Source organism: Bacillus sp. MYb78, assembly GCF_002975115.1.
GTDB lineage: Bacteria > Bacillota > Bacilli > Bacillales > Bacillaceae_G > Bacillus_A > Bacillus_A cereus.
Window position 1 is genome coordinate 126,526 of sequence record NZ_PCOB01000008.1, and the last position, 19,479, is coordinate 146,004.

The following is a 19,479-nucleotide window of genomic DNA, read 5'->3' on the forward strand; positions in this document are numbered from 1 at the left end:
ATTTAAAGGCATACGCCAATAAATCAAAATGAATCTAGACGTATGAAACGTCTAGATAAAATGATCAGACATCACGAAGTCTATACAAGGGAGCTGGGGGTGATTAAATCGTAACAAATGTAAGATTTAGTGTAAACGCTTTATTCAGTTGTAAAAGACTTTCTCAATACAAAAAGGCTTGAATACAAACTATATATGAAAACGAAAGATTGGTATGGGAGGAAATAGCTCATTATAAATAAATTTGAGAAAAAATTGTATGGAGCCAATTATTAAAGACGTAGAAAGATAAGGAAATATCATGTAAAATAATAGTAAAAATATGTAAAGGAGGGGACAGTGTGGATGTGTTTTTGAACATTGCTGAAGAAAAAATTCGACAAGCGATACGGAATGGTGATCTTGATTATCTTCCGGGAAAAGGAAAACCACTACAATTAGAAGATCTTTCAATGGTACCTCCAGAACTTAGAATGAGTTATAAAATTTTAAAAAATGCGGGAATGATTCCACCAGAGATGGAACTACAAAAAGATATATTAAAAATAGAGGATCTAATTGCTTGCTGTTATGATGAAGAAGAGAGAAAGAAATTACGAGAAGAGTTAACAATAAAAACGTTACGTTTTCAGCAGGTAATGGAAAAGAGAAAGATTAAAGATAGTTCAGCTTTTCGTATGTATCAAGACAAAGTATTTCGTAAACTACGCTAAGAGGGATAAGATGACTACATTTAAAACGATAGAAGAATTAGCGACCTATATCGAAGAACAACAATTGGTACTTCTTTTTATTAAAACGAAAAATTGTGGTGTTTGTGATGTTATGCTAAGAAAAGTAAATTGCTTATTAGAGAATTATGATTACGTAGAGAAAATAGAGATATTACTACAAGACATGCAAGAGATTGCGGGGCGATATGGAGTATTTACAGGGCCAACAATTTTATTATTTCATAATGGAAAAGAAATTCTTCGTGAATCACGCTTCATTTCACTTGAAAATTTAGAGAGAACCATTCAATTATTCGAGGAATAAGGGAGGCTTTTATATGGAATTTATTATTGTCATACTATTATTTGTTGTAGTTGGAATAATCGTAACAGCAGTTCGATCGAACAAAAAGAAGGTAAATCTTACAAAACAAAATAACATTCATAATTCATCTAACAGCTCATCACCATTATTTTTCTTTGCTGGATCTGATAATGATAGCTCGCATGATGGTGGCTCACATGATTGTGGAGGGTCTTTTGGGGGAGATAGCGGAGGAAGCTGCGGTGGCGGTGGTGATTGATGAAAATGCGCCTTATATAGGCGTATTTCTTTTTAAACAAACGTTTGATTAGTCGGCTTACATATGCATAAACACAGTTAAACAAACGTTTGATTAATATTTTTAACATATTAAGGGGAATGGAAATGAAAAGGGAACCGAAAGTGAAAAATAAGGGGAAAGTAGTGTTATTTTTATTAGCTGCGGGAGGTGTAATTCTTGTTAAATTAGCATTTAAATTTGGAACAATACATATGATTCGAACTTGGTTTGAAAGTACGTTTTCTTAAATAAGGAATATAGCCTCTTGCGATAGAGGTTTTTGATTTGTTATTATTAGACTGAACGGTCGGTTTAAAGAGGTGTGAATATGAGAAGAAGCGCAGAAGAGATAAAGAAAGAAATTGCATATAAAGCAGAAAGTCTATTTTCACAGAAGGGCTACGCAGCTACATCTATGGAAGAGATTTGTGAAATTACAGAGCGAAGTAAAGGAAGTATTTATTATCACTTTAAAAGTAAAGAAGATTTATTTTTATTTGTAGTGAAACAGCATACGTATGATTGGCTTGAAAAATGGAATGAAAAAGAGAAGTTGTATAGCACTAGTACTGAAAAACTATATGGTCTCGCGGAATATCATGTAGAGGACATACAGCAACCAATTTCAAATGCAATAGAGGAATTCTCTATGAGCCAAGTTGTAAGTAAAGAGATTCTGGATGAACTGTTAGCTTTAACTAGAGAATCATATGTTATGTTTGAGAAATTAATTGAAGCAGGTATACAGTCTGGAGAGTTCCGTGAAGATAATACTCGTGATCTTATGTATATTGTGAACGGATTATTATCAGGGCTTGGAGTACTTTACTACGAGTTAGATTATAAAGAGTTGAAACGTATTTATAAAAAGGCAATAGATGTATTGTTAAAAGGAATGGCAGCTGAATAATAAGTCAGTTGCTTTTCTTACAAAAAAATAGACCGAACGGTCGGTTTATGGAAGGGGAATGAAAGTGAAAGCTTTATTTAAAAACCGAGCATTTATGCTCGTTATGGCATCTGATATTTTACAACAATTTGCAATTTGGATCAGAAATATGGCTCTTTTATATTTCATAATGGAGCGAACGAATAATGATCCAGTTTCAGTGTCTCTATTATCTGTCATGGAGTATGCACCTATCTTTATTTTCTCGTTCATTGGTGGTGCATTAGCAGATCGCTGGAATCCGAAAAGAACAATGGTCGCTGGAGATGTGTTGAGTGTACTGTCTATTATAGGAATTGTCCTGTTGTTAAAGCTGGATTATTGGCAGGCTATATTTTTTGCAACACTCATTTCCGCGATTGTAGGTCAGTTTTCTCAGCCCTCATCTTCGCGTATATTTAAGCGCTATGTAAAAGAAGAACAGGTAGCAAATGCGATTGCATTTAACCAAACATTACAGTCATTATTTCTAATTTTTGGGCCAGTGGTAGGATCGCTTGTGTATACACAACTTGGTTTATTTACGTCACTATATAGCTTAATCATTTTATTTTGGTTATCTGCTATCGCCCTTTCATTTTTACCAAAATGGGTTGAAAAAGAGCAAGTGGCAAGAGATTCATTAAAAAATGATATAAAAGAAGGGTGGAAATACGTTCTTCACACGAAAAATTTACGTATGATTACGATCACTTTTACAATTATGGGTTTAGCTGTTGGATTAACGAATCCATTAGAAGTATTCCTTGTAATTGAACGTTTAGGCATGGAAAAAGAAGCTGTTCAATATTTAGCAGCAGCTGATGGAATAGGTATGTTAATCGGTGGTATTGTTGCTGCAATTTTCGCTTCAAAAGTGAATCCGAAAAAGATGTTTGTATTCGGTATGGGCATATTAGCGATATCATTTTTAGTAGAAGGGCTATCTACATCATTTTGGATTACTAGTTTCATGAGATTTGGAACAGGTATTTGTTTAGCTTGTGTTAATATTGTTGTCGGTACGCTTATGATTCAACTTGTACCAGAAAATATGGTTGGAAGAGTAAATGGGACGATTTTATCACTGTTTATGGGGGCAATGCTAATTGGAACTTCACTAGCTGGAGGATTAAAGGAACTAACTTCACTAGTTACTGTATTTTGTATAGCGATGGCACTTATTTTATTAGCGATAGGGCCAGTTCTACGTATGCAAATAAAAAAAGAAGATGTTGCTAATAAAGAGGCACTAACAAATTCGTTAGCTTCGAAATAACTATTGTAAGGGAGCAAAATTGCTCCCTTTTTCTTTGAGGAACTTTTGACAACTATATGAGCCAATTATATACTGATGTTGTAAAAACAATTTTACAGGTTAGGAGCAATGGTGTGAAAAATCAAATCTATGAATTACGCACTGAAAATAATATTTCACAAGGCGCATTAGCTGATAAATGCAAGGTTTCTAGACAAACGATAAATGCAATTGAGAATAATAAATATGATCCAAGCTTAGCGTTAGCATTCCGTTTAGCTGAAGTATTAGGAACAACTGTTGATAAATTATTTTTGTACAAGCAGTAGAGTCGTTCATTATAAGGCGCACCGTTAAAAATAAAAAAGATCCTCTTCTTATGAGAAGAGGATCTTTTCTTATAGCGTTTTAGTCTTTGGACTAGGTGGTGTAACGGATGTATTATTTTCTGGAACTCTAGTGAGTAAGAATCCACCGATAATAAACAATACAATAATACTAAGAACACCAGCGTTTGTTTTTCCTGTTAATTGCGTTGTAACACCGACTAATACCGGGCCCATAATTGCGGCGAACTTACCAAAGATATTATAAAATCCGAAGAATTCATTAGCAGATTCTTTTGGTACTAGTTTTGCAAAGTATGAACGACTTAGTGCTTGAATACCACCTTGAGATGTAGCAACTAACATTGCTAAAATCCAAAAATCAAGTGTCGTTTTTAAGAAATAAGCATATGTGCAAATAATGATATAAATAATGATACCGACATATAACATTTTTTTACCAGTAAATGTTTCAGATAGTTTTCCGTATAGTAACGCAAATGGACAAGCGACAATTTGTGTTACAAATAATATGATTAATAGATTCGTTGCACTGATACCGAGGTCGGTCCCGTAAGCTGTAGACATAGTAATAATTGTATCGACTCCGTCAATATAGAAAAAGTAAGCAATTAGAAACATAAATACAGTTTTATATTCTTTAATATTTTTAAAAGTATCAGTAAGACGTTTGAAGCTCATTTTAATAGGTCTTGGATGACGCTCAATATAGTGTGTTTGCTCTACGTTTTTAAGCATTGGAATTGTAAATAACCCCCACCAAAGAGCAGTTATCGCGAATGAAATTTGACTAGCAATGCCAACTGATAAAGGGATAGTTCCTTTTTGAGCAAGAATAATAAGAGCGATACAACCGATAAAAGGAATAGTACTCCCAATATAGCCTAAAGCGAAACCTCTTGTAGAAATTCGATCCATTCTATCTTCAGAAGTGACATCTACTAAAAATGCATCATAGAAAATGTTGGCTCCAGCAAAACCAACTAAGGCGAGCATATAGCATCCTAATAATAAGTACCACTGAGATGTTGGAACGACTGCTAACATACTTGTAAATACGATACCAAGTCCAAAGAAGAATGTGAAAAATCGTTTTTTAAATCCTTTATAATCAGCAACTGTGCCGAGAATAGGAGCAAGTATAGAAATTAAAAGTGTAGCGAACGAGTTTGCATATCCCCAATATGCTGTTGAAGTTGCACCAGATAGCCCGGCTTCTTTTGCAGCTGCTTTAAAGTAAATTGGAAATAATGCAGTTGTAATGACGAGCGAATATACCGAGTTCGCCCAATCGTATAATATCCAGCTTTTTTCTTGTCTGGACATTTTTTTCATATAGTGTTCCCCCTTAAATTTGTTCTACTAACAGTGTACAAAAATAAAAATTATAAAAAGAGAAACAGTGATGATTTTTACATAACTTTTACATATATACACAGTTCTTTACAATTGGAGTAAATCCTCTACAATTGATCCGTCTGTTTCGCCTAAGTGTAAACCGAGTAGTCTAGCGATAGTTGGACCTTCATCAATAAGTCTCATATAGGGGACGGTAACGCCGGTTTTTATTCCTTTTCCAGCAGCGATAAAAATTGTTTCATAGTTAGGTTTTGTTGGAGAGTATCCATGCGTACCAAATGTATATTTTTTACTAGGCGTAACATCTTTTTCAGTAATGTCTTTTATAAAATCTCCTGTATAGTTTTCAGTGAAATAATACCCCTCTTGCGCTTCTAACATAAATAAACAATTACCATCTGCACCGCAGTCTTTCGCAGCTTCATCATGAAGTATAAATTCAATTCCATTCTGTTTATTTTGCAGCAGTTCTTCAAGGAGTAGTTGTACTTCTCGAATTGTATCCGTATCATTTTTGTCTTTCACATATACATAGGCAGACCCGTCGCAACTTTGACAATAGGCCTTCCAATCTACTAATAGCCCTTTTTTATTTATAGATACGAGGCCTTTTTGTTGGAATAGCACATTTAATTGAATCGCTTTGTTTTCACTTAAAGCGCTATGGTCACCAAGAGCGATAATTGTACTCTCTTCGTATAGGTCACTGTCTTTTAAAGTTTGAATAATTTTCCCGAGCCGCTCATCATGTCTATGAATTGCAGCTATTGTTTCGTTAGATTCAAAGCCATGATAATGTCTTTGCGTGTCTAAATCAGTGAAATGTACGAACATAACATTAGGCTTTTTCGTCTGAATGGTGTGTACAGCAGAGGCGAGGACGAAATCATCCAGCTCTGGTTGTGATAAACCATTTCTTATATGGCCGAAACGACGATTTAAATCTAATTGGTATAGTGGGCTACCGCTAAATAAGGAAACTAACACTTGATTTTGCCACGGTCTATTGGGGAAAATTTCTGGTAAATTGTAATCAATGTTTGCTCTCCCAGTAACAGGCCATAGAAGGGCAGCTGTCGTTAAATTTGCTTTACGCGCTTCATCATACAATGTTGTTCCTTTTATCGATTTTCGGTACCAATGCCAATCAGGTGATTCACGTCCTGGTTGAAGTAACGTATTACTAACAACACCGTGCTTGTTAGGGTAATTACCGGTTACGATTGTTGAGTGGCTTGGATATGTTACAGAAGGATAAATTGGTTCTACTTTTTCGACAACCGCGCCCTTTTTTATTAGAGATTGGAAATGAGGTAGTTTTTGTAGTATAGGAAAATCTAAAGCTGATAAACAGTCGAATGATAAAATAATGACACGATTCGTTAATGCTTTATCCATAAAGTAATCCTCCTAATTATATAAAACCTATTCTTATATATTACTATTAATACCTAGTAACAAAAATATGTTTCTGAATAAAATTTATTGTTTATTTTCAGAAAAATTAAACATATAATAAGTATAAGGGAATCTATGGACGGAGGGAATAGTATGGACTGGTTAGATGGATTCGGTATATTTTACATCATTGGTGGCATCACAATTCTCCTTGTATTTGCTATTTCATATTTACTAAAGAAACGTTTTCCAGACAAACAGTTTGATATTATATTTGCACTGATTGTAATACTTCTTTGCTTAGCATCATTTCCTGTTACCATGATGGTTATTGGTGGGTGGGAAGGAATGGGATATGGATTTATTGGTTTCTTCGTTCTACTAGGTACACTTATTGGTATGATTGCACATCAACTTGTAAAAATCTCTCGAAAAAGCTACGTATAAAACTGTAAAAAATGAAAAGAATATATAATAATAAGAAAATTAGCTATTGTTTTAAAAAAGAATTTGTATTATGATAATCAACAAATTTATTTCGTTATAACGATGAAAAAGGACTAGTACATATTCAACCTTTTTAGCAGAGAGAGAATCCGCCAGGCTGAAAGATTCTTAAAAAGGCAATATGGAACCTGCCTTTGAGTTCTGCATATGCAGCGGGAATTTCCCGTTATCAAAAAGAGAGCATGCGCAATTTTTGTGCATGAATCAGGGTGGTAACGCCGGCAAAGCTCGGTCCCTATTTAGGGACGCGGGCTTTTTTGTATTTTCTAGAAGGAGGAAGACTGACTATGGCAAAAGAACAAGTGCAAGCCATTACGAAGATGGAAGAGGACTTTGCGCAGTGGTATACCGATATTGTAAAAAAAGCCGAACTTGTTGATTATTCAAGTGTAAAAGGGTGCATGATTTTACGTCCGTATGGTTATGCCTTATGGGAGAATATGCAGAAGGTGATGGATGAGAAGTTAAAAGAAACTGGCCATGAAAATGTATATATGCCAATGTTTATCCCAGAGAGTTTATTGCAAAAAGAGAAGGATCATGTTGAAGGATTTGCTCCTGAAGTAGCATGGGTTACACATGGCGGGGATGAAAAGTTAGCGGAAAGACTTTGTGTACGTCCTACATCTGAAACTTTATTCTGTGAGCACTTTTCAAAAATTGTGCAATCCTATAATGATTTGCCAAAGTTATATAATCAGTGGTGTTCAGTAGTTCGTTGGGAGAAGACAACTAGACCATTCCTTCGTACGACTGAATTTTTATGGCAAGAGGGTCATACAATCCATGAAACGGCAGAAGAATCGCAGGCTGAAACATTAAATATTTTAAACTTATATGCTTCTTTCTGTGAGGATTATTTAGCGATACCAGTTATTAAAGGACAAAAAACAGAAAAAGAGAAGTTTGCTGGAGCAAAGGCAACTTATACAATTGAAAGTTTAATGCATGATGGAAAAGCGCTTCAAACAGGAACCTCTCATAACTTTGGGACGAATTTCTCAGAAGCATTTGATATTAAGTTTTTAGATCGTAATGGTAAATGGCAATATGTACACCAAACATCTTGGGGTGTATCAACAAGAATGATAGGCGGGCTAATAATGGTTCATAGCGATAATAATGGACTTGTAATGCCACCAAAAGTCGCTCCAGTGCAAGTTGTTATTGTACCAATTGCTCAGCATAAAGAAGGAGTTTTAGCAAAAGCAACAGAGTTACAAGGACATATTCAAAAGGTTGCACGAGTAAAAATAGATGCTAGTAATAAAACGCCTGGTTGGAAATTTAATGAGTATGAAATGAAGGGTATACCAATTCGATTAGAAGTTGGTCCTAAAGATATTGAAAAGAATCAAGTTGTACTTGTAAGAAGAGATACGAAGGAAAAAGAATTTGTACCAATGGATCAATTAGAAGAACGTATTCCAGCATTACTTGAAGAAATTCATAGTTCTTTATTTAATAAAGCAAAAGCATTTCGCGATGAGAATACGTATGCTGTGACAAATTTCGAAGAGATGAAAAAAGTAGCTGACGAAAAGCAAGGCTTTATTAAAGCAATGTGGTGCGGGGAATTGGCTTGTGAAGAGAAACTAAAAGAAGAAGTGGGAGTATCTTCACGTTGTATGCCTTTTGAGCAAGAGCATTTAGCTGAAGAATGTATTTGTTGTGGTAAAGAAGCTAAACAAATGGTGTATTGGGGAAAAGCATATTAATACTCTTTTGATAGGTGATAAAAAGGACTTTGGGCTGCATAATAAAATGCAATCCAAAGCCCTTTTTGGTTTTATACAGTATTTCATGTATTCTTTAGATGGAAGGATGTTGTTCTTATTTTACGTTTTTACGACGAATAAACAGTAACATACCAATTAGGAATGTTGAAAGACCCATTAAAATAGATATAGGGTAATGCGTTGCAGTATTAGGTAATTTATCACCTTGTTTTTTTGTATTATCTTTTACATTACCACCTTGAGAACCGTTGCCCTTCTGAGAATTGCTATCGCCTTTAACACGATTGCCGCCGTGAGAGCCATTACCGCCTTGAGAACTGCTATCACCTTTAACACGATTGCCACCTTGAGAGCCATTACCGCCGTGAGAGCCATTACCGCCGTGAGAGCCACTGCCACCAGAACCGTTACCGCCGGAACCATTGCCGCCAGAGCCACTGCCACCAGAACCGTTACCACCAGAACCGTTACCACCAGAGCCACTGTCGCCAGAACCGTTACCACCAGAGCCACTGTCGCCAGAACCGTTACCGCCAGAACCGTTACCGCCAGAACCATTGCCACCAGAACCGTTGCCACCAGAACCGTTGCCACCAGAACCACTGCCGTCAGAGCCGCTACCACCAGAACCGTTACCGCCGGAACCGTTGTCACCAGAGCCACTGCCACCAGAACCATTGCCGCCAGAGCCACTACCACCAGAACCACTGCCGTCAGAGCCACTACCACCAGAACCGTTACCGCCGGAACCATTGCCGCCAGAGCCGCTGCCGCCAGAACCACTATCGTCCTGAGAACCGTTATTTCCTGGAGGTTTATTATTATCCTTTAAATTTCCTTCTGCAAAATGATCGCTATTTTGTACAACAGCGTTTGTTAATGGATGGAAGTTTTCAGTTGCAGCATTACCGATATTTAAACCGCTAAAAAAAGATAAAGAGAGTGTTGATGCTAAAATGAAGATTTTCGTCATGGTTTTCCTCCTAAGAAATTAATATTCCATCTAAAATACATCCCTTTGTAATATTTCTTAGGAAAAAGAGTTTTATGCAAAAAAAACTATATATAGAAAAAGGTGGTGTATTTGTCAAAGCAGAAAAGAGTTAATGTAGATTTCCTACAAATAGTAGAGGCGGAGAATTTACATTCATAACGGTAGAGGAAGTGGCAGTAGATGAAAGAGTACATAGCGTTTGATATTGGCGGTACGCAAATTAAGTATGGCATTGTTTCAGAAATAGGGAGAGTATTAAAGCGTAAAACAGTTGCAACAGAAATTCATTTAGGCGGAGAACAAATTATTCAAAAACTTATATATGTATCCAAAAAAATAATGAATGAACATACTATTGCAGGAATTGGTATTAGCACTACGGGAATTGTTGATATTAATAAAGGAATTGTGACGGGAGGTGCGGATCATATTCCGGGATATAATACTATTCCTATTATTGATAGATTGCAAGAGATATTAAAAGTTCCAGTATCGATTGACAATGATGTGAATTGTGCAGCGTTTGGAGAAAAGTGGAATGGTAGTGGAAGAGAGAAAGAGAACTTTATTATGCTCACCCTTGGAACAGGAATTGGGGGAGCAATTTTTATAGGTGGAGAATTGTACCGAGGACATTCATTTAGTGCTGGTGAATGGGGGAATATGTTAATAGAAGGAAAAACGTTTGAAGAGGTTGCTTCGATTTCAGGATTAATTCGGCTTGTAAGAAAATATAAAGGCAAAGGCGAGTGGAATGGGAAAAGAATTTTCGAGTTGTATGATAAAGGAGATCGGGAAGTTGCTCAAGCAGTTGGGATCTTCTTTAAACATTTGGCGATTGGAATTAGTAATCTTGCTTATATTTTTAATCCAGAAACGATTATTATTGGTGGAGGAATTACCGATAGAGGAAATGAGTTTTTAAAAGAAGTAAAAGAGGAGGTCAGTAAATACTTAAATCAAGAGATTTATAATAATTGTGAGATTGAACTTGCACAAAACGGTAATTGTGCAGGAATGATTGGTGCTATTTACCACTTCTTACATCATCATAAGTAAATTATATGAATGTTTTCATATAACTGAGAATTTATCCTTTTTATCGCTAGGTAAATAATGCTACAATATAAGAGAAGAATACAATATTTTCCGATTTGGAAAATGCTTTGTAGAAAGGGAGAAACTTCATGCCTATTATTTTAGAAAAAGGTCAAAAGATCGATTTAACGAAAGGACAACCAAAAGTAGCAAAACTACAGGTTGGCTTAGGCTGGGATCCAATTGGGCAATCAGGTGGATTTCTGTCTTCATTATTTGGAAGTAAACCAAATGTAGATTGTGATGCATCTGTTGTTATGTTAGAAGGAGATCGTTTTTTAAACAAAAATGATTTAGTTTACTTCGGAAATAAACTTTCTACTTGTGGTAGTATTATTCATTCAGGAGATAATTTAACAGGCGAAGGCGCTGGTGATGACGAAACAATTTTCGTAGAATTACATAAAGTTCCGAGCCGTATTAATCGTTTAGTATTCGTTGTAAATATTTATGACTGTGTAAATCGTCGTCAAGATTTCGGGATGATTCGTAATGCATATATTCGTATTCAAAACCCGCAAACTGGTGAAGAATTAGCACGCTATAATTTATCGGATAATTATGCTGGCAAAACGACTCTAATTGCAGGTGAAATGTATCGTCACGGAAGTGAATGGAAGTTTTCAGCAGTTGGAGAAGGAACACAAGATAAAAACTTAAGTGAGATTGTATCACGTTATCAATAAAATAACCGAGGAGGAATTGTATATGGCATCAATTTCATTGAAAAAAGGACAAAAGGTAGACTTAACAAAAACGAATCCAGGTCTTTCAAAAGTTCTTGTAGGACTTGGTTGGGATACGAATCGTTATGATGGACAAAACGATTTCGATTTAGATGTTAGTATTTTCTTAGTAGGTGCTAACGGTAAAGTTTCAGGTGCAGAGGATTTCGTCTTCTATAATAACCCAAAAGGTGCGAATGGTGCTGTAGAGCATTTAGGAGATAACCGAACTGGCGAAGGTGAAGGCGATGACGAATCGATTAAAGTAGATTTGAAAAATGTACCTGCACATATCGAACGTATTTGCTTCACAATCACGATTTACGATGGAGAAGGACGCAGCCAAAACTTTGGACAAGTTTCTAACTCTTTCGTACGTATTTTAGATGAAGAAAAGAATGCAGAATTAATTCGTTACGATTTAGGAGAAGATTTCTCTATTGAAACAGCCGTAGTAGTAGGTGAATTATATCGTCATGCAGGTGACTGGAAATTCAATGCAATCGGAAGTGGATTCCAAGGTGGATTAGCGTCTCTATGTAATAATTTTGGTTTAGATGTAGAGTAATAGATTTGATTTATATATCCATCGGTGAAATGCGTGTATACCGATGGATATATTTTTAAAGATAAAAATATAGAGGTGAATATAGATGGTTATTCAATTACAAAAAGGACAGAAAATCGATTTAGGTAAGACAAGCCCTGGTTTAACAAAAGCAGTAATTGGTCTTGGATGGGATATTAAATCTTATGACGGTGGATCAGATTTCGATTTAGATGCATCTGCCTTTTTATTAGATGCAAACGGAAAATGTACGAAGGAAACTGATTTTATTTTCTATAATAATTTACAGTCTCCTTGTGGATCTGTTTTACATACAGGAGATAACCGTACAGGCGAAGGCGAAGGCGACGATGAGCAACTTGTTGTAGATTTGAAGAAGGTTCCAGCAGATGTTCATAAAATTGCTATTACAGTTACGATTTATGATGCAGAAGGCCGTAGTCAAAACTTTGGGCAAGTTGGAAATGCGTTTGTTCGTTTAGCGAATGAAGAGACGAATGAAGAAGTTCTTCGTTTTGATTTAGGGGAAGATTTCTCCATCGAAACAGCAGTTGTCTTTTGTGAATTATACCGTCATAATGGACAGTGGAAGTTTAATGCAGTAGGAAGTGGATTCCAAGGTGGTTTAGGTGCGCTTGTAAGAGCGTATGGCTTGGATGCATAGAAAGGAAACGATATTCGTTTCCTTTTTTTGACCTTTCTATAAATCTAGCAAAGAATAGGGGATAAAGGTAAGATGAGTATTTTGCAAGGAATCCTTGATACGTATGCTCAGTTTTTCGACTTGGACATGTGGATTAAAGTGTTGCAAGATCCAGTATCTTGGGGATTAATAGGTACACTTGTTGTACTTGAAGGGTTGTTATCTGCTGATAACGCACTTGTGTTAGCGGTAATGGTAAAACACCTTCCGGAAGAAAAACGTAAAAAAGCATTATTCTATGGACTTATTGGAGCTTATGTGTTCCGCTTTATTGCGATTGGAATCGGGATGTTCTTAATTAAATTAGCATGGGTAAAAGTGTTAGGTGCACTTTACTTAGCGTGGCTTTCAGTTAAATACTTCATTGATAAAAGAAAAGGTAATGCAGAAGAAGAGGAATCTCATGGTATGAACCAAAATAGTATTCTCTTCAGAATGTTCGGTGTCTTCTGGGGAACAGTTGCGATGGTTGAATTAATGGATATCGCATTCTCTATAGATAGCGTACTTGCTGCATTTGGTGTATCTAATGAAGTTTGGATTTTACTATTAGGCGGAATGCTAGGTATTTTAATGATGCGTGGTATCGCTGGTGTATTCTTAAAATTGTTAGAGCGTATTCCAGAACTTGAAACGACAGCATATATTTTAATTTTAATTATTGCAGCAAAAATGTTATTGTCTGTTATTCATATTGAAATAAGCCATACAGTGTTCTTCATTATTTTAGTTGTAGCATTTGGAGCAACATTTATACTTCACTACATGAAGAATTCTGGACAAGCTAAAGAAGAAGTAGCAGCTACTAAAGAAGACAATAAATAATTGAAATGGGTTTGCTCGTTTTGCGAGCGCCCATTTTTTATAACCAAAAATAGTTTATAATAGAAGAAGGACTTAGAAAAAACGTAAATGTTTTTGGAGGTGAACTGTTGTGTTTTCACGTTTTACACTTCAACCATATGCATTAAAAGATGAATCAGATTTAAAGCAATTTGAAGCGCTTTTAGAAAAACGCCCACAATATGAGCTGACAGAGAATGAGATGAAATTTAGTTATATAGCATGTCGAATCCTAGGCGTTCCTAATGATGTAGATGAATATTTCAATGAACTGTTTGATTATAGTGAAGCGAAAGGAATCGAAGTTTTACACGAACAAAATTTAAACAAAGTGATTGATTCAGAAAAGCTTCGTCATATTCAAGAAGTGTTCGGATTACATCAAGAAGCACCAAATGGTCTGACAGTAAATAGGTTAGTTGCACACTTATCTGGGAAACAACTTTTACCGAAAGTAGACAACCCTGATTTACAGCATTACATACATACGACGTTTATTGCAGTATTGAAATTATATGAGAAACAACATAATCAGTCGTTAAAGACAGAAGGCTTCCGTCGTTTCTTAATCGACATAATTAAACTAAGCGAAAATTACGTAGCGAAGTGGTTCTCTACGATTAATTATAAGAAACAGATGCCACGTATCGTTTGGTATGGTGATGCACAGGAAAGCCGTATATATTTCTTATATTTTCTTATTATGCTCGGTTGTGATGTGCTTTATTATCACCCCGAAGGAAAAGATGGATTTGAAAATATTGATGAAGAGGGAAGAACTTTTATTGTGTCCCATCCGGGTCGCATTTCTCTTGAACCATTCCCTGATCGCCGCCGCGAGCGTGTTGCAACAGTAGCGTATCAAGCTTCGAAAGAAATTGAACAAGTACTTCACCACGATAATTCACTATTATATAAACCGTGGCAATTCCGTTCGTATACACCTGTAGCACGTACGTTAAAAACGACATATGATGAACTCTTTTTAATTACGAAAGAAAAGGCATTTGTACGTCCAACATTCTTTGTTGAAAATAAACATATTTATATTCCTTCTTTATTTGCGAAAATATCAGGCGTTTCAAAGAATGATAAAGAATATTTTCAACGATTAAAGGCTGTTACATCATTTGATAACAGTTTATTAATTAATACATTCCCGTTTACGAAAGAGCAAAAAGCAAACTTCCAATATCATTATCGAGATGCATTGGACCGAGCTGGAAAATTACATCCTGATCTAATTATGAATAGCCATTGGTGGCCGCATAAGCGTTTACCGGAAGGTTTACAACATGGGATTGCAGAGGCGATTATCCATACGTGCGAAAGTGAAATGTGCAAACCAATTGCGAAAGAGACGAAACAAGATGTAGCGCTATATGTTTTCGCACAACTTTCTCAAATACCACCCAATATTTTAGAACAGCTTGAGAAATTTGATTATTCACAAGATGTACCGAAAATTGTTATATTTAATAATGAGAAGAGCGGAGAATTAACTCGTTCTGACGCTGTTTTATTACTATTTTTGAATCAAATTGGAGTAGATGTATTCCATTTCAATCCCACGGGCAGAAACGATATTGAACCATATGTTGAAGCGGGAGCATTTGATTCCCATTGGCTTGAAGAAGTTAATTTCGATCTTGAGTTTCATGGTTCATCAGCCTATAAAAATTTATCACAAACAATAAAAGGACTATTTCGTCCATTTTTATAAGGAAAGGGAGAATACTATATGAATAACCCAGTCGTACTAGATTCGAAAACTGAATTGAATGAGCAAACCGCACAAGATGTTCGCTTGCAACTTAGACAAGATGCAGATGTGCAACGTATTTATAACGCAGTAGATATTAAAGATCAACTGGAATTAATTGAACTTGGAAAAGAACCTTCTATGGAAATTTCACGTTTTGCTGATCAAATTTTACATACAATGTCATTATCAAAGATAGAAGATTCTGGTGAATTGTTAAAGCAACTTGGTAAAATTATGGACAGATTTGATAGTAAAGACTTTGCAGAAGAAAAAAGTGGTTTCTTCTCGCGCATGTTCAAAAAAGCGGATAAAATGATAGAACAAATCTTTAGTAAATATCAAACGATGGGCCGCGAAATTGATAAGGTTTATGTGGAAATTACGAAGTACCAAGATGAGATGAAAAAATCAATTGGAACGTTAGATGGCTTGTATGAGCAAAACTTAAAATATTATTTAGACTTAGAGAAGTACGTAGTAGCAGGAGAAATGCTATTAGAGCGTTTAAATACAGAATTAGTTCCGATGTATGAAGAGCGCGTGCGTAATAATGATCAATTAGCAGGTATTGAATTAGAATCGCTTAAAAACTCGGTTGAAATTTTAGAGCAACGTATTGATGATTTAGAAAAAGCGCGTATGGTTGCGCTACTTACAGCGCCGCAAATTCGCATGATTCAACGTGGTAATAATAAATTAATTGGTAAAATCAATACAGCATTTATTACAACGATTCCTATCTTTAAAAATGGTATCATTCAAGCAGTAAATGCGAAACGTCAAAAGCTTGTTGCAGATTCTATGGCTGAACTTGATCGCCGTACAAATGAATTACTTAAGAAAAATGCACAAAATATCGCAACGCAAAGTGTAGAAGTAGCGAGATTATCAGGTTCTTCTAGTATTAAGATGGAAACGCTTGAGGAAACTTGGAACATTATTTCAAGAGGTATGCAAGAAACACAACAAATTGAAGAACAAAATAAACGTGAGCGTGAAGAAAGCCGCAAGCGTATGGCTACATTAACGGAGAATATCAAAAAAGAATTACAAGGATAAATGAAAAGGCAATGAGGAATATTCCTCATTGCCTTTTAGTTTCTCTTCACTAATTTAATAATCTCATTCACAATAAGTGGAATGATACTCAATAAGAGAACAAATCCCCAATCTCGCATCGTTAATGCATGTACACCGAATATATTTGCAAGGGGCGGGATGGAGATGATACAAACTTGCATAAGAACACCGATAAGAAGGGAGAAAACTAAATATTTATTTGTAAAGATCCCAATTGAAAAAATTGATTTCGTTCTTGAACGCAAGTTAAATGAATGAACGAGCTGAGAAAAACTAAGAACGACAAATGCCATCGTTTGAGCGTGTAATAGAGCATCGTCATCAATTCGCTCTGGGAAAAGAGGGAATAAATTTGTATCTCCAGTATAGAATTTTGCTCCGGCGATAAAAGCTATTAGCGTTAAAAGTCCAATGATAACTCCATTGAAAATTAGGAAAGGAACGCTACCACTAAATAAGCTTTCTTTTGCATGTCGTGGTTTTTCCTTCATCACATCTGGATCTTCAGGATCAACCCCAAGTGATAATGCAGGCAGTGTATCTGTAATTAAATTCACCCATAAAATATGAATAGGTCGTAGTGGTGTTGCCCAGCCGAGTAAAATTGCTAAAAATAAAGCGATAATTTCTCCGAAGTTACAAGAGAGTAGGAAGAGAATTGATTTTTTTATGTTGCGATAAATATTTCTACCTTCTTCAACAGCTTTCACGATAGATGAAAAATTATCATCTGTTAACACAACATCCGCTGCCCCTTTTGCAACGTCTGTTCCTGTAATGCCCATCGCTACGCCGACATCGGCTTGCTTTAAAGATGGTGCATCATTGACGCCATCACCAGTCATAGAAACGATATTTCCTTTCGCGCGTAATGCCTTTACAATTTTCACTTTATGCTCTGGAGAGACTCTAGCGAATACATTTAAATGATTAATTTTGCTAGCTAGTTCTGTATCAGAAATGTTATCTAATTCAGTTCCAATCATAATTTCCGATATTTCTTCAGCAATGCCAAGTTCTTTGGCAATTGCAAAGGCGGTATCTTTATGGTCACCAGTAATCATAACTGTGCGAATACCGGCTTTTTTACATTCTGTAATTGAATCTTTCACTTCAGTTCGTGGTGGATCAATCATACCGACAAGACCAATAAAGATAAGATTTTCTTCAAGATGATTTATATCCACATCGTTTGAATTGTATTGTTTAAATGCGAATGAAAGTACTCTTAAAGCTTCTTGAGACATTGCTCCGGCAGCTTCTAATATTTGATTTTTATCAGAATCAGTTAAAATCTCGATTTTGCCGTTTTTAAAAATATGGGTACATCGAGGTAAGAGCTTATCAATAGCGCCTTTCGTCATGCTATAGTAGCTTTCATCGTATGTATGTACGGTTGACATCATTTTACGATCTGAATCGAAAGGTACTTCGTTAACACGTTCATGTATTTTTTCTAAATGATCTTTTTGCATGTTAAAAGTGGTTCCAGCAACGAGAAGTGCAATTTCAGTCGGGTCTCCCGTTTGTGATTCGTTAGTGTAAGAAGCATCATTACATAGCACCATATTTTCTAACAATAGACGTTGCGCATCATTATTTACATTTAAACTTTCTAAGCGATCGTATGTGTTATCACTATAAAAGTGAGTAACGGTCATTTTATTTTGCGTTAACGTACCTGTTTTATCTGAACAAATAATTGTGACAGAACCGAGGGCTTCAACAGCTGGTAGTTTCCGAATGATAACGTTTTGTTTAATCATACGTTGCACACCAATTGCAAGAACGATGGAAACGATAGCTGGCAAGCCTTCTGGAATAGCTGCAACGGCTAAACTAATAGCAGTCATAAACATTTCTAACGTATCCCGGCCTTGTAAAAAACCGATGAGGAACATAACGATACAAATAGCTACAGCGACAAAGCCTAAATATTTTCCGACTTGTGCTAAGCTTTTTTGAAGTGGTGTCATATCATCGTCTGCTTCATGTAAAAGGGTAGCAATCTTACCAATTTGTGAGTTCATTCCAGTTTCAACAGCAACACCGACGCCTCTTCCGTATGTTACAAGAGTGGACATAAATGCCATGTTTTTTTGATCGCCGAGTGGTACTTGCTCATCACTTTGCATGGAAGGGTGGTAGATTGCATCTTTATCAACAGGGACAGATTCACCAGTTAGAGCAGATTCTTCAACTTTTAAATTTGCGGTTTCAATAAGGCGTAAATCGCATGGGATATATCGTCCGGCGTCGAGCATAACGATATCCCCTGGAACGACGTGCTCAGATGGAATTTCTTTTAGTTCACCATTTCTCTTGACGATAGCTTTAGGTGTTGCCATCTTTTTCAATGCCTCTAAAGCTTGTTCTGCTTTCGATTCTTGGACAACACCGATAACAGCATTTAAAACTACAACAAGCGCGATAATACTGGCATCCGCCCATTCACCTACAAAGGCAGAAATAAGGGCAGCAATAATAAGGACATATACGAGGACGTCATTAATTTGGGCGAAAATACGCTGCCATAAAGTGCGTTTTTGTTTTGTAGCTAATTCATTAGAACCGTATTGCTTTAAACGTTCACTTACAATCTCATCTGTTAAACCGTGTTGTTCGTTTGTTTCTAGGTCAATCAATGTTTGATCTTTCGTCTTACTGTACCAATTGCTCATAAGTAAGCACCTCCAGTAAAAACAGTTAGCAATGGTAGTGTTGCTATTATTTGTGAGTAGTATGTATGGAGAAAAAATCTAAGGTGAGGTTCTACTTCTATTGTACAATATTTTACAGTTGGTTGAGGGAAAGAGAAGAGTTGTCATGAATTTGTTGGAAATAAAAAA

At 35.9% G+C, this 19,479-nt stretch carries 20 protein-coding genes and 1 other annotated feature; of the genes, 16 read left to right on the forward strand and 4 right to left on the reverse strand.

From position 1 onward, the window contains the following. The first annotated feature begins 341 nt into the window (after positions 1–341). The 7 genes from CQ064_RS17325 to CQ064_RS17355 all read left to right on the forward strand — a co-directional run bounded on the left by CQ064_RS17325 (position 342) and on the right by CQ064_RS17355 (position 3,833). A complete protein-coding gene (locus CQ064_RS17325; protein ID WP_000382377.1) occupies positions 342–713 on the forward strand; it encodes a DnaJ family domain-containing protein in 372 nt (123 codons plus the stop codon). A 10-nt stretch (positions 714–723) separates the two neighbouring features. After that, positions 724–1,038, forward strand: a complete 315-nt coding sequence (locus CQ064_RS17330) for a thioredoxin family protein (protein WP_000206518.1) — start codon at positions 724–726, stop codon at positions 1,036–1,038. Between the two features lie 13 nt (positions 1,039–1,051). After that, on the forward strand, positions 1,052–1,297 hold the full coding sequence (locus CQ064_RS17335) for a hypothetical protein (protein WP_000394364.1): 246 nt from the start codon (positions 1,052–1,054) through the stop codon (positions 1,295–1,297). Between the two features lie 125 nt (positions 1,298–1,422). Continuing rightward, complete coding sequence (locus tag CQ064_RS17340) at positions 1,423–1,566, forward strand: hypothetical protein (RefSeq protein WP_000817985.1); 144 nt, start codon at positions 1,423–1,425, stop codon at positions 1,564–1,566. Between the two features lie 80 nt (positions 1,567–1,646). Next, positions 1,647–2,228 carry a TetR/AcrR family transcriptional regulator gene (locus CQ064_RS17345; RefSeq protein ID WP_001254432.1) on the forward strand — a complete coding sequence of 194 codons (582 nt, stop codon included), beginning with the start codon at positions 1,647–1,649 and terminating at the stop codon, positions 2,226–2,228. A 64-nt stretch (positions 2,229–2,292) separates the two neighbouring features. After that, on the forward strand, positions 2,293–3,525 hold the full coding sequence (locus tag CQ064_RS17350) for an MFS transporter (RefSeq protein ID WP_000645359.1): 1,233 nt from the start codon (positions 2,293–2,295) through the stop codon (positions 3,523–3,525). A gap of 56 nt (positions 3,526–3,581) precedes the next feature. Further along, on the forward strand, positions 3,582–3,833 hold the full coding sequence (locus CQ064_RS17355; RefSeq protein WP_002023181.1) for a helix-turn-helix transcriptional regulator: 252 nt from the start codon (positions 3,582–3,584) through the stop codon (positions 3,831–3,833). Between the two features lie 69 nt (positions 3,834–3,902). Here CQ064_RS17355 and CQ064_RS17360 read toward each other — a convergent pair whose 3' ends face one another. Both CQ064_RS17360 and CQ064_RS17365 read right to left on the reverse strand, forming a co-directional pair. Next, complete coding sequence (locus CQ064_RS17360; RefSeq protein WP_000738821.1) at positions 3,903–5,186, reverse strand: MFS transporter; 1,284 nt, start codon at positions 5,184–5,186, stop codon at positions 3,903–3,905. A gap of 108 nt (positions 5,187–5,294) precedes the next feature. Beyond that, positions 5,295–6,608 (reverse strand): alkaline phosphatase family protein, encoded by a 1,314-nt coding sequence (locus CQ064_RS17365; RefSeq protein ID WP_000356436.1) that lies wholly within the window; start codon positions 6,606–6,608, stop codon positions 5,295–5,297. Between the two features lie 153 nt (positions 6,609–6,761). On the opposite strand from CQ064_RS17365, the gene CQ064_RS17370 reads away from it, so the two are divergent. Next, positions 6,762–7,055: a YesK-like family protein gene (locus CQ064_RS17370; RefSeq protein ID WP_000383860.1), complete on the forward strand. Its 294-nt coding sequence runs from the start codon at positions 6,762–6,764 to the stop codon at positions 7,053–7,055. 93 nt (positions 7,056–7,148) lie between these two features. Continuing rightward, positions 7,149–7,355 (forward strand) — a binding site (T-box leader). Between the two features lie 47 nt (positions 7,356–7,402). Beyond that, positions 7,403–8,833 (forward strand): proline--tRNA ligase, encoded by a 1,431-nt coding sequence (proS, locus tag CQ064_RS17375; RefSeq protein ID WP_001040983.1) that lies wholly within the window; start codon positions 7,403–7,405, stop codon positions 8,831–8,833. 115 nt (positions 8,834–8,948) lie between these two features. Here proS and CQ064_RS17380 read toward each other — a convergent pair whose 3' ends face one another. Next, entirely contained in the window at positions 8,949–9,827 is an 879-nt protein-coding gene (locus tag CQ064_RS17380; protein ID WP_000161137.1) for an LPXTG cell wall anchor domain-containing protein, read from the reverse strand. 201 nt (positions 9,828–10,028) lie between these two features. On the opposite strand from CQ064_RS17380, the gene CQ064_RS17385 reads away from it, so the two are divergent. The 7 genes from CQ064_RS17385 (at position 10,029) to CQ064_RS17415 (ending at position 16,609) form a co-directional block, all read left to right on the forward strand. Further along, on the forward strand, positions 10,029–10,907 hold the full coding sequence (locus CQ064_RS17385; RefSeq protein ID WP_000666109.1) for an ROK family protein: 879 nt from the start codon (positions 10,029–10,031) through the stop codon (positions 10,905–10,907). A gap of 128 nt (positions 10,908–11,035) precedes the next feature. Further along, a complete protein-coding gene (locus CQ064_RS17390) occupies positions 11,036–11,632 on the forward strand; it encodes a TerD family protein (RefSeq protein ID WP_001121586.1) in 597 nt (198 codons plus the stop codon). 22 nt (positions 11,633–11,654) lie between these two features. Beyond that, positions 11,655–12,239, forward strand: a complete 585-nt coding sequence (locus CQ064_RS17395; RefSeq protein ID WP_000146729.1) for a TerD family protein — start codon at positions 11,655–11,657, stop codon at positions 12,237–12,239. Between the two features lie 85 nt (positions 12,240–12,324). Continuing rightward, positions 12,325–12,903 carry a TerD family protein gene (locus CQ064_RS17400; RefSeq protein WP_000236649.1) on the forward strand — a complete coding sequence of 193 codons (579 nt, stop codon included), beginning with the start codon at positions 12,325–12,327 and terminating at the stop codon, positions 12,901–12,903. A gap of 72 nt (positions 12,904–12,975) precedes the next feature. Next, entirely contained in the window at positions 12,976–13,767 is a 792-nt protein-coding gene (locus CQ064_RS17405; protein WP_000025700.1) for a TerC family protein, read from the forward strand. A gap of 109 nt (positions 13,768–13,876) precedes the next feature. Next, positions 13,877–15,508 carry a YceG family protein gene (locus CQ064_RS17410; RefSeq protein WP_000492846.1) on the forward strand — a complete coding sequence of 544 codons (1,632 nt, stop codon included), beginning with the start codon at positions 13,877–13,879 and terminating at the stop codon, positions 15,506–15,508. An 18-nt stretch (positions 15,509–15,526) separates the two neighbouring features. Continuing rightward, a complete protein-coding gene (locus CQ064_RS17415) occupies positions 15,527–16,609 on the forward strand; it encodes a toxic anion resistance protein (protein WP_001064413.1) in 1,083 nt (360 codons plus the stop codon). A 35-nt stretch (positions 16,610–16,644) separates the two neighbouring features. On the opposite strand, the gene CQ064_RS17420 is transcribed toward CQ064_RS17415, so the two are convergent. After that, positions 16,645–19,311, reverse strand: a complete 2,667-nt coding sequence (locus CQ064_RS17420; RefSeq protein WP_000073697.1) for a cation-translocating P-type ATPase — start codon at positions 19,309–19,311, stop codon at positions 16,645–16,647. Between the last annotated feature and the right edge of the window lie 168 nt (positions 19,312–19,479).

Coding starts and splice junctions, on each gene's coding strand:
- CQ064_RS17330 (WP_000206518.1), top strand. CDS start 724: ATGACTACATTTAAAACGATAGAAGAATTAGCGACCTATATCGAAGAA.
- CQ064_RS17335 (WP_000394364.1), top strand. CDS start 1,052: ATGGAATTTATTATTGTCATACTATTATTTGTTGTAGTTGGAATAATC.
- CQ064_RS17340 (WP_000817985.1), top strand. CDS start 1,423: ATGAAAAGGGAACCGAAAGTGAAAAATAAGGGGAAAGTAGTGTTATTT.
- CQ064_RS17345 (WP_001254432.1), top strand. CDS start 1,647: ATGAGAAGAAGCGCAGAAGAGATAAAGAAAGAAATTGCATATAAAGCA.
- CQ064_RS17355 (WP_002023181.1), top strand. CDS start 3,582: ATGAGCCAATTATATACTGATGTTGTAAAAACAATTTTACAGGTTAGG.
- CQ064_RS17360 (WP_000738821.1), bottom strand. CDS start 5,186: ATGAAAAAAATGTCCAGACAAGAAAAAAGCTGGATATTATACGATTGG.
- CQ064_RS17365 (WP_000356436.1), bottom strand. CDS start 6,608: ATGGATAAAGCATTAACGAATCGTGTCATTATTTTATCATTCGACTGT.
- CQ064_RS17370 (WP_000383860.1), top strand. CDS start 6,762: ATGGACTGGTTAGATGGATTCGGTATATTTTACATCATTGGTGGCATC.
- proS (WP_001040983.1), top strand. CDS start 7,403: ATGGCAAAAGAACAAGTGCAAGCCATTACGAAGATGGAAGAGGACTTT.
- CQ064_RS17380 (WP_000161137.1), bottom strand. CDS start 9,827: ATGACGAAAATCTTCATTTTAGCATCAACACTCTCTTTATCTTTTTTT.
- CQ064_RS17385 (WP_000666109.1), top strand. CDS start 10,029: ATGAAAGAGTACATAGCGTTTGATATTGGCGGTACGCAAATTAAGTAT.
- CQ064_RS17390 (WP_001121586.1), top strand. CDS start 11,036: ATGCCTATTATTTTAGAAAAAGGTCAAAAGATCGATTTAACGAAAGGA.
- CQ064_RS17395 (WP_000146729.1), top strand. CDS start 11,655: ATGGCATCAATTTCATTGAAAAAAGGACAAAAGGTAGACTTAACAAAA.
- CQ064_RS17400 (WP_000236649.1), top strand. CDS start 12,325: ATGGTTATTCAATTACAAAAAGGACAGAAAATCGATTTAGGTAAGACA.
- CQ064_RS17405 (WP_000025700.1), top strand. CDS start 12,976: ATGAGTATTTTGCAAGGAATCCTTGATACGTATGCTCAGTTTTTCGAC.
- CQ064_RS17415 (WP_001064413.1), top strand. CDS start 15,527: ATGAATAACCCAGTCGTACTAGATTCGAAAACTGAATTGAATGAGCAA.
- CQ064_RS17420 (WP_000073697.1), bottom strand. CDS start 19,311: ATGAGCAATTGGTACAGTAAGACGAAAGATCAAACATTGATTGACCTA.